Here is a 15,005-nt window from a genome sequence, read left to right on the forward strand (position 1 = left end):
GAACTCAACGTACGTCGCGCAGTTCCCAGTGGTGCCCGGCCAGGGCCTGCATGCGCTGCTTGAGCAGGTCGCCGGGGATGCTGGTGGTGGCGACCAGGTCCACACGCAGGTCGCCCTGCTTGCCGGTAACCGTGGCCGATGGATCGGTCACGCCCAGGCTGGGGTCCACCGCGTCCGGGTCGGCCTGCAGCTGGCGCCAGCGATCGAACCAGGCCGGATCACGCAAGGCGGCCTGCAACTGTTCGGCAAAGGCCTCGGCACCATGGGCACTAAAGCTCACGCTCGCATCGCCGCCGCGGGCGAGCTTGGGGTCGGGCAGGCTGATCGAGTAGCTGACAGGCATGTGCAAGGACTCTGATGGATGACGCCGGTACGTTAGTGCAGCGACGGTGATCGCTCCGTCGACAGGTGGGGACAGGTGGGAGCCTCCAGGTGCGAAGTCACGGCCTGTTCCGCGAGCGAAGAGGGTGCTGTGCGCTCGTCCCGCCAGGTCTTGACGGCATCTGGTGAACGAGGCTGCAACTCGGAATCCCGGCTGATTTTGGCTCCTCGTGTATTAGGAATGAGGTCGCTCGGCTAGATCAGTTGTAGAGCGGCTGATCTGCGGCTCCACTGCAGGGCCCTTGCCCGCCCACCATCGCAGGACACGCCGCAAGTACGTCCGTGTAGGCTCTTACGCGGCATCCATGCCGCGTAAGGTCCCGCGACGGTGGGCGGGCAAGGACCAGTCCAGATAGTCGGTGTGCACGGGCGAGCAGGGCGTGGCATGCAGTGTTTGCAGCATGCCCAATCAGTTGCCAAGACGAGCCGAGCAATCAGCAGGCTTTCGATAAAGCAATCTCAGAACGTCCTGGTGCGGTGACCTTGCCGGTTCCGGGACCCTTGGCGGCATGAATGCCGCCAAGGAGCCTCCATGGACGGATCTACGGCGTGTCCCGGAAGTGGTGAGGGCACCGCGCCCTCGACCAACGCGGCTTTGCTACCACCTCATAACGTCCTGACTCAAAACCTGGTCGTCCTGAGTTGGGACTAGAGGCCGAAGTTGCCCGGAAACGGCTGCATAGCGTGGAGACGTGACTGCAGACCGTCGCCACACAGCATTTATGCGGAATTTACGCGGCGGCTGTCGCAGATCCATAGCGACTTTACGCAGCCCGGGCAGACACTGCGCAGGTTGGCGGAGCGGTTCCGCCGTGGACGATTCCGATGCATCCCTTGACCTGTCTGCTCCATCGCCGCTGCGCGCGCGGTGCGGCAGCGCTTTGCCTTGTCGGCCTGCAGACGCTGCATGCGCCGCCGCATCTCGCATCCATCGCGCCGCGTTGCGCGCGCCTCGGGGAGTAGCTGACATGCCTGCCTGGTTGTCCCTGTTGTGCGGCGTGGCCGTACTCGTTGCCGCCGCGTACCTGTTGTACGTGGTCCTGCGCCCCGAAGACTTCTGATGCGAGTGCGCTCCAATGATTGAAACTCTCCTTGTCTACGCGCTGGCCATCGTGCTGGCCTGGCCCCTGGGCCGTTATCTGGCAGCGGTGATGCGCGGCGCCCCGATGCGTGGCGACGTGCTGTTCGGCTGGATCGAACGGCCGTTGTATGCGTTGCTCGGCACCCGCCCGCAGCAGGGCATGTCGTGGCGCGGGTATGCAGTGGCGTTCCTGCTCAGCAACCTGGTTGTCGGCCTGCTGACCTGGGCAGTGTTCATGACCCAGGCGTGGCTGCCGTTCAACCCGGACGCCATCCCGAACATGCGCTGGGACACCGCGCTGCACACCATGGTGTCGTTCGTCACCAACACCAATCAGCAGCACTACTCGGGCCAGGCGCAGTTGTCGTATCTGGCGCAGATGACCGGCATCGTCGGCCTGCAGGTGGTCACGCCGATGATGGGCCTGGCATTGGCGGTGGCGACCTTGCGCGCATTGTTCGGTGGGCGTGCCGTTGCAACTGTGTCCGACGCCTTGCCGGCATCCAATGCGACGGCCAGCGCCAAGCCACGGGTGGCCGGGCTGGAGGAGCCGGAGATCGTCACGCCGCGCCCGGGGCGGCAACAGTCGGCTGCCGGATTGGAAGCGTTGCCGGAGGCAGACGTCGGCAATTACTGGGCGGATGTGATCCGCGCCAGCGTGCGTGTGTTGCTGCCGCTGTGCCTGCTGTGGACTGTGCTGCTCGGCTGGCAGGGCGTGCCCTCCACGCTGCAGGGTGCGGCCACTGCCGCACCGCTGGACAGCAGCGCCGGCATGTCCAAGCAGACCATTCCGGTCGGGCCGGTTGCGGCGATGGTCGCGGTCAAGCAGCTCGGCACCAACGGTGGCGGCTGGTACGGCCCCAACAGTTCGGTGGCGCTGGAAAATCCCACGCCGCTGAGCAACCTGCTGGAGACCTTGGCGCTGGTGCTGTTGCCGATGAGCGTGGTGTTTATGGTCGGCTATCTGACCGGGCGCAAGCGTCTCACCGCGCTGGTGTTCGGCACCATGCTGACGATGTCGGTCGCATCCACCGCGCTGTTGCTGTGGTCCGAAGCGCATTCGGCCAGCGCCAGCTCGGCTGCCTTGATGGAAGGCAAGGAGGTGCGTGTCGGCGCAGATGCGTCTGCGTTGTGGGCGGCCTTGACCACGCAGACCTCCAACGGCTCGGTCAATGCGATGCACGATTCGCTGGCGCCGTTGAGCGGCCTTGTCACGCTGGTGGACATGCTGATCAACGCGATCTGGGGCGGCATCGGCTGCGGCCTGCAGCAGTTCGTGGTGTATCTGCTGCTGAGCGTGTTCCTGGCCGGTTTGATGACCGGGCGCACGCCGGAGTTGTTCGGCCGCAAGATCGAAGCGCGCGAGGTGCAGTTGCTTGCGCTGCTGATCCTGCTGCAGCCATTGGTGGTGCTGGGCTTCACCGCAGTGGCGCTGGCGGTGCCGGCATTTACCGCCAATTCCAATCCCGGCTTCCACGGCATCAGCCAGGTGTTCTACGAGTACACCTCGGCCTTTGCCAACAATGGGTCGGGTTTCGAAGGCCTGGGCGATGCGACGTACTGGTGGAACCTGAGTTGCTCGGCGGTGCTGGCATTGGGCCGCTATCCCGCGCTGATCCTGCCGCTGATGGTGGCCGCGCGCATGGCAGTGAAGCGGCGCGCGCCGGAATCGGCCGGCAGCCTGCATGTCGAAACGCCAACCTTCGCGCTGACCCTGATGGCGATCGTGCTGGTGCTCACCGTGCTGCAGTTCATGCCGGCACTGGTGCTGGGTCCTATCGCTGAACACCTCGCCCTGGCGGCGTCCTGAGAGTTTGAGCAATGTCTACGATCGATACGACTGAAAAACGCGCGCGCGGTGACGCGGCGTTGTTCGACGCCGCCGTGCTGGTGGCGGCAATGCGCGCGGCCTTCCTCAAGTTGGCGCCGCGGCATCTGCTGCGCAGCCCGGTGATGGCGGTGGTGATGGGTGGCACGCTGCTGGCGGCGGTGATCACCGCCAGCGGGTATGGCAATGCCGGGTTCGGCTGGGCGGTGACGGCGATCCTGTTCGTCACCGTGCTGTTCGGCAATTTCGCCGAGGCCATCGCCGAGGCGCGCGGGCGTGGGCAGGCCGCATCGCTGCGCCGTGCGCGCAAGGATCTGGTCGCCCGCCGGGTGGAAACCGCACTCGGCGGCCGCGAGACCCGCGTGCCGGCGGCAGAGCTGCGCCCGGGCGACTACGTGATGGTGTCCGAAGGCGAATTCGTCCCGGCCGATGGCGAGATCGTGCGCGGCGTTGCAACGATCAATGAAGCGGCGGTCACCGGCGAATCGGCACCGGTACTGCGCGAGGCCGGCACCGATCGCAGTGGCGTGATCGGCGGAACGCGCGTGCTCTCCGACGAGATCGTGTTCAAGGTCACCGCCGAGCCGGGGCATAGTTTCCTGGATCGCATGATCGCCTTGGTGGAAGGCGCCAACCGGCAGAAGACGCCGAACGAAATCGCGCTCACCTTGTTGCTGGCGGCGATGACGCTGACCTTCCTGATCGTGGTGGCCTCGCTGCCGGCGATTGCGGGTTTTGTCGGCGTTACGCTGGATCCGCTGTTGCTGATCGCGCTGCTGGTGTGCCTGATCCCGACCACCATCGGCGGGTTGTTGCCGGCGATCGGCATCGCCGGCATGAACCGCGCGCTGTCTGCCAATGTGCTGGCCAAATCCGGCAAGGCGGTGGAAGTGGCCGGCGACGTGGACGTGCTGTTGCTCGACAAGACCGGCACCATCACCTACGGCGACCGGCAGGCCACCGCGTTCCATCCGCTGGCCGGTATCGACCGTGCGCAGCTGCGCGATGCGGCAATGCTGGCCTCGCTGGCCGACCCGACGCCGGAAGGCAAATCTATCGTCAAGCTGGCACGCCAGCAGGGCGCGGTGGCGGTCGAGCCGGAGGGCGCGCATTTCATCGGCTTCACCGCGCAGACCCGCATGTCCGGCGTGGATCTGGCCGGGCGCAGCATCCGCAAGGGTGCCGGCGATGCGATCGTGGCCTATGTGCAGGCGCAGGGCGCCACGGTGTCGCCGGAGTTGAACGGCCGCATCGAAGAAGTCGCGCGCGGCGGCGCTACCCCGCTGGTGGTGGCCGAAGGCCGGCATGTGCTGGGCGTGGTCGAGCTGAGCGATGTGGTCAAGCAAGGCATCAAGGAAAAGTTCGCGCAGCTGCGTGCGATGGGCATCAAGACGGTGATGATCACCGGCGACAACCCGCTTACGGCCGCCGCGATTGCCGCCGAAGCCGGCGTGGACGACTACATCGCCCAGGCGCGCCCGGAAGACAAGCTGGCCCGCATCCGTGCCGAGCAGGCCGGCGGGCGGCTGGTGGCGATGGTCGGCGACGGCACCAACGATGCGCCGGCGCTTGCCCAGGCCGACGTGGGCCTGGCGATGAACTCCGGCACGCAGGCGGCCAAGGAGGCCGGCAACATGGTCGATCTGGATTCGGATCCGGCCAAACTGCTGGCAGTGGTCGAAGTGGGCAAGCAGCAGCTGATCACGCGCGGTGCGTTGACCACGTTCTCGTTGGCCAACGACGTGTCCAAGTATTTCGCGATCCTGCCGGCGCTGTTTGCGGCGGCGATTCCGTCGATGGCCGCGCTCAACGTGATGCAGTTGTCCAACCCGCGGCATGCGGTGCTGGCGGCGTTGATCTTCAATGCGCTGATCATCCCTGCATTGATTCCGCTGGCGTTGCGCGGCGTGCGCTTTCGCCCGTCCAGCGCCACGGCCCTGCTGCGCCGGAACATGCTGATGTACGGCGTCGGTGGCGTATTGCTGCCGTTTGCCGCGATCAAGTTGATCGACCTGGCGCTTGTCGCCACTTTGGGGAACTGAGTCATGACGATTTCTTCGAAAGCCGGTCCGTCCACGGCGCAGCCGTTGCGTGACGACGGCGCCCTGCGCGGGGCGGTGATGCTGGCGTTGTTCATCCTGCTGGGCCTGGGCTTGAGCTATTCGCTGGTCGCCACCGGCATCACCGGCGCGCTGTTCCCCGAGCAGGCGCATGGCTCGTTGCTGCGCGATGACGCGCGTGTGGTCGGCTCGGCCCTGGTGGCGCAGCCGTTTGCCAATGCGCGCTATTTCCAGCCACGCCCCTCGGCGGCCAAGTACGACCCGAGCGCGGCGGCCGGCAGCAACCAGGCGCGCTCCAATCCCGACCTGCAGAGCCGCATCGCCGCCACGCGCGCCGAGGTGGCTGCACGCGACGGCATCGCACCGGAGGCGGTCCCCGCCGAGCTGATCACCCAATCCGGCAGTGGCCTGGATCCACACCTGAGCCCGGCCGGCGCCCAGGTCCAGGTGCGCCGGGTCGCCGCCGCGCGCGGCTGGCCGGAACAGCGCGTGGCCGCGCTGGTAAGGACCGCCACCGAACAGCCACAGTTCGGTCTGCTCGGGCAGCCGCGGGTGAATGTGCTGGCACTGAACCTGGCGCTCGATCGCGCTGGGAATGGGGAGTCGGGAATCGGGAATGGGTCCAAGCAACAGCACTAGAGCTGTCAGCTCGCGGTAGGCTGCACCAATCCCCAATCCCCAATCCCCAATCCCCAATCCCCAATCCCGCTTCCCCAATCCCGGCCTCCATGATTGACGCCCGCACCCAACAAGCCGACGCGCTGATCGGCGAACTGCAGCGCGAACATGGCGGGCGCCTGACCGTGTTTCTGGGCGCGGCGCCCGGGGTCGGCAAGACCTACGCCATGCTGTCGCGGGCGCGCGAGCGCCTGCGTCAGGGCATGGACGTGGTGGCCGGAGTGGTGGAAACCCATGGCCGCAGCGAAACCGCGGCACTGCTGGATGGCCTGCCGCTACTGCCGCGCACCCGTATCAACTACCAGGGCCGGGAGCTGGAAGAACTCGACCTGGACGCGTTGCTGGCGCGCAAGCCGAAGCTGGCGCTGATCGACGAGCTGGCCCATCGCAACGTGCCGGGCAGCCGGCACGAACGGCGCTGGCAGGACATCGTGGAACTGCTTGATGCCGGCATCGATGTCTACACCACGGTCAACATCCAGCACCTGGAAAGCCTCAACGACATCGTGCTGCGCATCACCGGCGTGCGCGTGTCCGAAACCGTGCCCGATGCGGTGTTCGACCGCCTGCGCGACATCGTGCTGGTGGACCTGCCGCCGCGCGAACTGATCGAGCGCCTGCAGCAGGGCAAGGTGTATCTGCCCGAGCAGGCGACACAGGCCTTGCAGGCGTTTTTCTCGCCTTCCAACCTCACCGCGCTGCGCGAGCTGGCGATGCAGACCGCGGCCGACCGCGTCGACAGCGACCTGCGCGACACCCAGGCCGCACGCGGTTTGCCGGGCACTGCCGCCTTGCGCCGCCGCGTGGTGGTGGCCATCGATGGGCGTGGCAGCTCGGATTATCTGGTGCGGGTGGCGCGGCGGTTGTCCGAACGACGCGATGCCCCGTGGACGGTGGTCACCGTGCAGACGCGCACCGTGGCCGACGCCGCCTGGCAGCTGGAGATCGACCGCGCCTTCGCACTTACACGCCGCCTGGGGGGCGATACCGCGCTGCTGCACGGCGCCAACGTCGCCGAGGCGTTGCTGGATTTCGCCGCGCAAAACGGCGTGTCCACGCTGGTGCTGGGGCGCACGCGCGAACGCCCGCTGGCGCGCATGTTCAACCGCACGCTGACCCAGCAACTGCTGCAACGTGGCGCGCATTACGAACTGGTCATCGTCAGTTCCGCCGATGCGCGCGCACGCGCACGCCAGCGTTGGCGCAATCCGCGCCAGTGGCTGCAGCGTTACGACCTGGCCTTCGCGGCGATCGCCGCCGCTGCCGCGGTCGCGGTGGCGTGGGTGATCCAGCGCTGGACCGACATCGACGACCTGTCGATGGTGTTCATCGTCGCGGTGGTGCTGGTGGCCTCGCGCACGCGCATGGCTGCCGCGGTGATCGCCGCGCTGCTGAGTTTTGTCGCCTACAACTTCTTCTTCATCGAACCGCGCTTCACCCTGCACATCAGCGCGCGCCAGGGCGTGGTGACGGTGTGCCTGTTCCTGATCGCTGCCCTGGTCGCCGGCCGCCTGGCCTCGCGCCTGCGCAGCCAGGTGCTGGCCTTGCGCGCCGCCAATGCGCATGCCAATGCGCTGCAGACGCTGGCCCGCGAGCTCAGCACCGCCGCCGACCTGGGGCAGGTGCTGGAAGCCGGCCGTCGCGCGCTGACCACGGCCCTGGATGCCGAGGCCTGGCTGCGTCTGGAGCAGCGCGAAAGCGATGCACCGGCCAGCTTCGGTGCACTCGATCGCAGCGCGGCGGACTGGACCCAGCGCCACGGTCAGCCGGCCGGCCGCTTCACCGATACGCTGGCCGGTGCGCAGTGGTGGTGCTTGCCGGTGCGGCACGAACGCGGCAGCCTGGGGGTGGCCGCGCTGCGCTTCCGTCAGAGCGTGCAGCGGCCCGGCCTGGAGGAGCGTCGGCTGGCCGAAGCGATGGTGGAGGACATCGGCCAGGCGGCGCTGCGCACGCGCCTGGTCGCCGATCTGGAAGGAGCGCGTGTCAGTGGCGAAACCGAGCGCCTGCGCTCGGCATTGCTGTCCTCGGTCTCGCACGATCTGCGCTCGCCGCTGGCCTCGATGATCGGCTCGGCCAGCAGCCTGGCCAGCTACGGCGATGCGATGGACGCGCAGGACCGCCACAGCCTGCTCGACACTATCCAGCTCGAAGGCGAGCGGCTGGATCGCTACATCCAGAACCTGCTCGACATGACCCGGCTCGGCCACACCGGGCTGACCTTGAAGCGCGACTGGATCGGCGTGGACGAGCTGATCGGCTCGGCCACGCGGCGGCTGCAGCGCTACCAGCCGGCGGTGCGCCTGCAACTGGATCTGGCCGCCGACCTGCCGGCGATCTGGGTGCACCCGGCGCTGGTGGAACAGGCCATCTTCAACGTGCTGGAGAATGCGGCAAAATTTTCGCCAGCCGGTGTGGCCGTCACCGTGCAGGCACGGCTGCAGGCTGGCGCGCTGCAGATCGATATCGGCGACCAGGGTCCCGGCATTCCCGAGGACGAGCGCGCGCGCATTTTCGACATGTTCTACAGCGTGGAGCGTGGCGACCGCGGCCGTCACGGCACCGGGCTGGGCCTGACCATCTGCCAGGGCATGATCGGCGCGCATGGCGGCAGCGTGGAGGCGCTGGCTGGTGCAGATGGTCACGGCACCACGATCCGCATTACGCTGCCATTGCTCGTTCCCGCTGCGCCACCTCGCCCCGATGCCGACTGACCCCACTGCCATCCCGCCTGCCCGCGTGCTGATCGTCGACGACGAGCCGCAGATCCGCCGCTTTCTCGACATCAGCCTGCGTGCGCAGGGCTACCGCGTGCTGCAGGCCGGCACCGCCGAGGAAGGCCTGGCCACGCTGGCCGGGCAGGGCGCCGAACTGGTGGTGCTGGACATCGGCCTGCCCGATCGCGACGGCCACGAGGTGCTGCGCGAGATCCGCCAGTGGTCCAACGTGCCGGTGATCATGCTCACCGTGCGCGCCGGCGAAACCGAAAAGGTCGCCGCGCTCGATGCCGGCGCCAACGACTACGTCACCAAACCGTTCGGCGTGCAGGAACTGATGGCGCGCATCCGCGCGCTGCTGCGCCAGGCCGGCGCCGGCAGCACGGTGGAAGAGAGCGTGTTCGACGACGGCCGCCTGCACATCCACCTGGGCCTGCGCGAGGTCACCCTCGATGGCGAAGCGGTGCCCTTGAGCCGCAAGGAATACGCCCTGCTCGCGCTGCTACTCAAGCACGCCGGCCGCGTGGTCACCCAGCCGCAACTGCTGCGCGAGGTGTGGGGCCCCACCCACGAGGAAGACACCCATTACCTGCGCATCCTGGTCGGCAAGCTGCGCCAGAAACTGCACGACGATGCCGCCGACCCGCATTACATCGTCACCGAACCGGGCGTGGGTTTGCGCTTTATCGGGGTGACGCGCTGAGGCGACCACGCCACTAGCGCGTTGGCAGCACCTTGCCCGGATTCAGGATCCCGTCCGGATCCAGCGCGGCCTTGATCGCGCGCATCGCCGCCAGCGTCTCTGCGCTGAAGGCTTGGGCCATGAAGTCGCGCTTGGCCACGCCGATGCCGTGCTCGCCGGAGAGTGTGCCTTCCAGCGACAGCACCAGTGCGAACAGACGCGGCAATGCGGCATGTGCGCGCGCGTCCTCGTCGGCATCGGCCGGGTCGTACATGATGTTGACGTGCAGGTTGCCGTTGCCGGCATGGCCGAAGGCCACGATCGGCAACGCGAATTCGGCGGCAAGCGCTTCCACGCCGGCCACCAGTTCGGGGATGCGCGAGACCGGCACCACCACGTCCTCGTTGATCTTGCCCGGCTTGATCGTGCGCAATGCCGGCGACAGCGCACGCCGCGCGGCCCACAACCTGTCGCGCGCGCTGCCATCGGCGGCCACGTCCAGGCTCACCACGCCTTCGCCATCGGCGGCATCGTGCAAGGCCTGCAATGCGTAGGGCAGGGTGTCGTGATCGCCATCGGCTTCGATCAGCAGCATCGCGCCGGCCTCGGGCACATCGCTGCCGTTGCGGCGCAGTAATGCGATCGCACTGGCATCCATGAATTCCAGCATCGTCGGCGTGGTCGGTTGCGCCATGATGCGCGACACCGCCGCCGCGGCGCTGGCCGCATCGCGATACAGCGCGCGCACGCCGGCTTGCGCGATCGCGCGCGGCGTCAGCTTCAAGGTCGCTTCGACGATGATCGCCAGGGTGCCTTCGCTGCCGACCAGCAGATGCGTCAGGTCGTAGCCGGTGGAATTCTTCGTGTACGCGCCGCCGCAGCGGATCACCTCGCCGGTGCCGGTCACAGCGACCAGGCCGAGCACGTTGTCGCGGGTGGCGCCGTATTTCACCGCGCGCGGGCCGCCGGCATTGGTGGCCAGATTGCCGCCGACGCTGCAGATGTCCGCGCTGGACGGATCCGGCGGCCAGAACAGGCCATGCGGCTGCAAGGCCTGCTGCAATTGGCCGTTGAGCAGGCCCGGTTGCACGATGGCGCAGCGATCGGCCGGACGCAGCGCAAGGATGCGATCCATGCGTGCCATCGACACCACCACGCCGCCGGAAAACGGCACCGCCGCACCGGTGGTGCCGGTGCCGGCGCCGCGCGCGACGATCGGCACGCCATGCGCGCGGCAGGCCTGCACGATGGCCACCACATCCTCGGTATCGCCCGGCAAGGCGACGGCGGCGGGCAATGCCCAGCGGCGCGAATCGTCCTCGCCATAGCGGCGCCGCGCGTCGTCGCCGGTCAACCAGCCATCGGGGCCAAGCCGCGCGGCCAGTAACGCGGCCAGGGCAGTGGGAAGCACATCGGTCATGAAGTGTGATCCTGTGGTGCCGCGCGCTGGATGCATTTCCATCCCAGCACCGCGACGGTGAGCGGCAGCCAGACCCAGCGCAGCTCGGAGAGCAGCGTGGCAAGGCCGCGCGCATTGAAGAAACCGTTGGCGAAAGGCGACACGCGAATCGGCCGCCATGGCGCGAACCAGCGCGCCTCGCTCCAGGGCCAGGTCAGTGCAACGCCCAGGCCACCGGAGGTCATCGCATCCAGCAATGGATGCGATGCGGCGCAGACGAACAAGAACGCTGCTGCCTGCAGCGCGTCCGCACGCAACAGGCGATGCGCAACACCACCCAGCAGCGCGATCAGCCCGGCAAACAGCAACGAGTGGCTGGCACCGCGATGGCCGAACGCATCCGCATACGGAACATGCAACGCGAACGCCAGCACGTCGGCATCGGGCAACATCGCCGCGACGATGCCGGCACCGAGCAGGCGCGGCGACAGGCGGCCGCGTTCACTGGCGCACCAGAGCGCCAGCGGCACCGCGGCATGGGTGATGATGGTCGGCATCGCGCGTGGGTCGTCGTCGTCAGCAATCGTCGGCGCGGAAGGCGTCGCGGATCCAGTTCAGCACCACCGGCTCGCCGCTGGCTTCCACCACATCGAAGCGGCACGGCAAGGTCGCCAGCGCCGGGTGATAGGCAAGGAACAACTGCGCGGCCAGCACCAGCTTGCGGCGCTTGCGCGCATCCACCGATGCCGCGCCGCCGCCGAAGCGGTTGTCGCGGCGATAGCGCACTTCCACGAACACCAGTGCCTGGCCGTCGCGCATCACCAGATCCAGTTCGCCGCCGCGGTAGTTGGCATTGCCCACCACCAGCTGCAACCCGGCCTGCTCCAGCAGCGTGCGTGCGGCCGCCTCCACCGCCGCACCCCGCTGCTGGCGCGCTGCCGGCATGGCGTCAACGGCCGTCGGCGATCGGCACCGGGCGGCCACCGTTGAAGGTGGACCAGGCCGGGGTGCGCAGCACGTTGCCGAAGCCATCCAGATGCAGCGTGCCGGTGGCGCCACGCAGGCCGCCGTCGGTGCCGGTGGCGAGTTTTTCCAGATAGGCGCTGATCTTCCAGGCGTCGTAGCCGAACGCGAACAGGCGCGCGCCGGGTCCGCGTGCGCTGGGCAGCGTGCTGGCAACCTGGGTGGAGGCCGGCAGCCCGGACACGCCCAGCGCGGTCCAGGTTTCGCTGGGGTAGATGATGCCGTCCAGGGCCAGGTCGTCTTCGACCTTGCCGGTGCCGGCCACCAGCTGCGAGGTGCCCACGCGCGATTTGCCGGCGAATCCGCTCAAGGCCAGTTGCGGCGCCAGCGCGCGCGCGGTGTTGCCGCGCACCGCCAGGAATACCGCATCGGCAGCACCGTAGTTGCGCAGCTGCGCACCGATGTCGCCCGGTACCTCGGCCACGCTGATGCTGCCGGCGACGCTGCCGCCGCGTTCGGTGAAACGGTCGCGGAAGGCCTTGATGGTGCGCTTGCCGTTGTCGTCGCTGGTGCCGACGATCAGCACGTTGCGGCGCTCGCGCGAGAGCAGGTATTCGGCGGCCATGATGCCGTCGTCTTCCGGCGCCAGCGAGAAGCCGGCGCTGCCGCTGGGCGGTGCTTTGTTGTCGGTGGGGCGGTTGAGCGCCAGCACCGGCACTGCCAATTGGCCGCGCGCGAACACGGCGCTGACCTCGTCGCGACCCAGTGGGCCGACCACGTAGTCGACCCCGGCGCTCACCGCCTTGTCGTAGGCGGCATTGGCGCCGGCGGCAGTGCCGGCGGTATCGAAGAAGCGCAGTTCCGGGCGGCGGCGGGTTTCGGCGTAGTAACCGGCCAGCAGGCCGTCGCGCACCGGCGCCGAGGCGGTGGCCAGGCTGCCGCTGAGCGGCAGCAGCACGCCCAGCTTGACCGGCGGGCGATAGCCGTCGCGTTCGGCCGGCGGGCGCTTGCTGGTGTCAAAGCCCCATTGCGCGTCGCGATCGAACGCGCGTGGCAGCGCCAGCCCGCGGCTGATCAAGGCGCGGCCGGCAAAGTTGTACAGCGGGTCGCCCGCCGGCAGCGCCGCAGTGCGGCCCTTCAGCGTGGCGTCGTCGAGTGCGGCGAGCAGGCGCACGATCGCGCGCTGGTTCTCGCTGCGCGGGGTGCCGGTCAGGCTGGCGTCGGCGCGTGCGCGGTCGGCGGCGGCCCCGAACAGGTCGCCGGTGCCTTCCAGTGCGGCGGCGCGTGCCAGCAGCCAGCGGGTCTGCAGCGGCTGCGGCAGGCCTTGCGGGCTGTCGCCCAGGGCCTGCAGCGCCTGCGCGGCCTGCTTGTCGATCACCGCCAGCTCGCCGGTCAATAGCGCGAAGCGGGCGCGGTCTTCGCCGCTGAGATGGCGCGGGGTCACCTGCGCCAGCAGCGTGCGCGCACGTGCGTCATCGCCAGCGTCGTGCCAGCCGAATGCAGACGCGGCCAGCAGGCGGCTGCGCTGCGCACCGCTGGCGCTGGCGGCCTCGGCTTCCAGTTGCTGCGCCGCCTCGCGCGGCTTGCCCTGGTCCAGCAACGCCAGCGCCGCGCTCTGGGTCGGCGAGGCGGTCTGGGTCACGCTGCTGGTGGCGCAGCCGGCGGCCAGCATCACCATCAGCGACAGGGCGGAGATCCTTGCAACACGCTTGTTCATTTCAGATCCATTGGACGGGGCCCGCCGGGGCGGACCGTTAAAAACGCTACGATTCTACCCTTTGCCCTACGGAATACCGTTGATGACCTCCCCCGGAACCCTGCACGTGGTCGCCACGCCGATCGGCAACCTGGCCGACCTGTCGCCGCGTGCGCAGGAGGTGCTGCGTGGCGTGGCCGCGATCTGCGCCGAAGACACCCGCCATACCCGCCAGCTGCTCGGCCATTTCGGCATCGACCGCCCGCTGCTGGCCCTGCACGACCACAACGAAGAGGCGATGTCCGAGCGCATCGTCGCGCGCCTGCGCGAGGGCGAGTCGCTGGCCATCGTCAGTGACGCCGGCACCCCGCTGGTCAGCGACCCCGGCTTCAAGCTGGTGCGCGCCGCCCGTGCGGCCGGGATCCGGGTCAGCCCGGTGCCGGGTGCCTGCGCCGCCATCGCCGCGCTCAGCGTGGCCGGCCTGCCCAGCGACCGTTTTGGCTTCGAAGGCTTTTTGCCGGCCAAGAGCGCCGCCCGCCGCGAGCGCCTGGCGCACCTGGCCGGGGAAACCCGCACCCTGGTGTTCTACGAGTCCTCCCACCGCATCGTCGAGTCGCTGGCCGACCTGCGCGGGGCCTTCGGCGACGAGCGCCCGGCGGTGATCGCCCGCGAGCTGACCAAGCTGTTCGAAACCGTGCTCGACGGCACCCTGGCCGAGCTGCAGGCCAGGGTCGAAGCCGACGACAACCAGCGCAAGGGCGAGTTCGTGGTGATGGTGCAGGGCGCCGCCGACGCCGCCGAAGGCCAGCTGGCCGAAGGCCGCCGCGTCTACGCCAAGCTGGCCGAACACCTGCCGCCGTCCACCGCTGCCAAGCTGGCTGCCGAGCTGACCGGTGCGCCGCGCAAGGCCTTGTATGGCGGCTAGGTGTGCTGTTGCAGGAGCACGTTGACGTGCACTGGGATTTTTCTCGGTAGCGCCTCTCGCGCCCGGGTGCGCTCCTACGGGCAATTGCGGGCCTGCCGGCGATGGCGGGGCCGGCTCGCGGCGCCGTTCTGCACGGTGGCGATAGCGTATAGTGCGCCCCGGCGGAGTCGGCCAGACAGTCGCGTCACTCGCAAGAGTGCCGAGGAAAGTCCGGGCTCCATAGGGCAAGGTGCCAGGTAACGCCTGGGCGGCGCAAGCCGACGGAAAGTGCAACAGAAAGATACCGCCTACGTCCCTCGTCACCCCTCTGCCGCCACTGAAGCGTGTCGGCGATGCATATAGGCATCGCCAAGTGCGTTCGGAGGCCGCAGAGGGGTGGCGAGGGGCCGGTAAGGGTGAAATGGTGCGGTAAGAGCGCACCGCGAGTCCGGTAACGGACCGGCACGGCAAACCCCACCTGGAGCAAGACCAAATAGGGATCCATTGGCGTGGCCCGCGCTGGATCCGGGTAGGTTGCTTGAGCGCTGCGGTGACGTAGCGCCTAGACGAATGACTGTCCACGACAGAACCCGGCTTACCGGCCGGCTCCGCCACCTTA

12 protein-coding genes and 1 other RNA gene are annotated in these 15,005 nt (G+C 68.5%); 8 read left to right on the plus strand and 5 right to left on the minus strand.

Annotation, left to right across the window (positions count from 1 at the left end):
- Positions 1 to 4: 4 nt before the first annotated feature.
- Positions 5 to 343, minus strand: coding sequence for a hypothetical protein (locus tag AC1KVE_RS06750; RefSeq protein WP_039509881.1), 339 nt, complete (start codon positions 341 to 343; stop codon positions 5 to 7).
- Positions 344 to 1,349: 1,006 nt separating this feature from the next.
- On the opposite strand from AC1KVE_RS06750, the gene AC1KVE_RS06755 reads away from it, so the two are divergent.
- The 6 genes from AC1KVE_RS06755 to AC1KVE_RS06780 all read left to right on the plus strand — a co-directional run bounded on the left by AC1KVE_RS06755 (position 1,350) and on the right by AC1KVE_RS06780 (position 9,445).
- Positions 1,350 to 1,442: a potassium-transporting ATPase subunit F gene (locus tag AC1KVE_RS06755; RefSeq protein WP_006452907.1), complete on the plus strand. Its 93-nt coding sequence runs from the start codon at positions 1,350 to 1,352 to the stop codon at positions 1,440 to 1,442.
- 15 nt (positions 1,443 to 1,457) lie between these two features.
- Positions 1,458 to 3,272: a potassium-transporting ATPase subunit KdpA gene (gene kdpA / locus AC1KVE_RS06760; RefSeq protein WP_184457118.1), complete on the plus strand. Its 1,815-nt coding sequence runs from the start codon at positions 1,458 to 1,460 to the stop codon at positions 3,270 to 3,272.
- Between the two features lie 11 nt (positions 3,273 to 3,283).
- On the plus strand, positions 3,284 to 5,332 hold the full coding sequence (gene kdpB / locus AC1KVE_RS06765; protein WP_039515790.1) for a potassium-transporting ATPase subunit KdpB: 2,049 nt from the start codon (positions 3,284 to 3,286) through the stop codon (positions 5,330 to 5,332).
- Between the two features lie 3 nt (positions 5,333 to 5,335).
- The gene (kdpC, locus tag AC1KVE_RS06770) at positions 5,336 to 5,989 is read left to right on the plus strand and encodes a potassium-transporting ATPase subunit KdpC (RefSeq protein ID WP_481092168.1); all 654 of its coding nucleotides are present in this window, start codon (positions 5,336 to 5,338) and stop codon (positions 5,987 to 5,989) included.
- 89 nt (positions 5,990 to 6,078) lie between these two features.
- Complete coding sequence (locus tag AC1KVE_RS06775) at positions 6,079 to 8,739, plus strand: sensor histidine kinase (protein WP_065032075.1); 2,661 nt, start codon at positions 6,079 to 6,081, stop codon at positions 8,737 to 8,739.
- A complete protein-coding gene (locus AC1KVE_RS06780) occupies positions 8,729 to 9,445 on the plus strand; it encodes a response regulator (protein ID WP_016903095.1) in 717 nt (238 codons plus the stop codon). The genes AC1KVE_RS06775 and AC1KVE_RS06780 overlap by 11 nt, the downstream gene beginning before the upstream one ends.
- Positions 9,446 to 9,458: 13 nt before the next feature.
- Here AC1KVE_RS06780 and AC1KVE_RS06785 read toward each other — a convergent pair whose 3' ends face one another.
- The 4 genes from AC1KVE_RS06785 to AC1KVE_RS06800 are packed head-to-tail and all read right to left on the minus strand — an operon-like array spanning position 9,459 to position 13,503.
- Positions 9,459 to 10,844, minus strand: coding sequence for an FAD-binding oxidoreductase (locus tag AC1KVE_RS06785; protein WP_184457114.1), 1,386 nt, complete (start codon positions 10,842 to 10,844; stop codon positions 9,459 to 9,461).
- Positions 10,841 to 11,380, minus strand: a complete 540-nt coding sequence (locus tag AC1KVE_RS06790; RefSeq protein ID WP_024939435.1) for a metal-dependent hydrolase — start codon at positions 11,378 to 11,380, stop codon at positions 10,841 to 10,843. The genes AC1KVE_RS06785 and AC1KVE_RS06790 overlap by 4 nt, the downstream gene beginning before the upstream one ends.
- Positions 11,381 to 11,399: 19 nt before the next feature.
- Entirely contained in the window at positions 11,400 to 11,768 is a 369-nt protein-coding gene (locus AC1KVE_RS06795; RefSeq protein ID WP_046345708.1) for a YraN family protein, read from the minus strand.
- 4 nt (positions 11,769 to 11,772) lie between these two features.
- Positions 11,773 to 13,503 (minus strand): penicillin-binding protein activator, encoded by a 1,731-nt coding sequence (locus tag AC1KVE_RS06800; protein WP_039530705.1) that lies wholly within the window; start codon positions 13,501 to 13,503, stop codon positions 11,773 to 11,775.
- A gap of 82 nt (positions 13,504 to 13,585) precedes the next feature.
- On the opposite strand from AC1KVE_RS06800, the gene rsmI reads away from it, so the two are divergent.
- Together rsmI and rnpB are read left to right on the plus strand one after the other, a co-directional pair.
- Complete coding sequence (rsmI, locus tag AC1KVE_RS06805; RefSeq protein ID WP_039523544.1) at positions 13,586 to 14,407, plus strand: 16S rRNA (cytidine(1402)-2'-O)-methyltransferase; 822 nt, start codon at positions 13,586 to 13,588, stop codon at positions 14,405 to 14,407.
- Positions 14,408 to 14,570: 163 nt separating this feature from the next.
- Positions 14,571 to 15,000, plus strand: an RNA gene (gene rnpB, locus AC1KVE_RS06810) — RNase P RNA component class A.
- Positions 15,001 to 15,005: the final 5 nt, after the last annotated feature.

The sequence above is a fragment of the Xanthomonas sp. NCPPB 2864 genome (assembly GCF_056675615.1).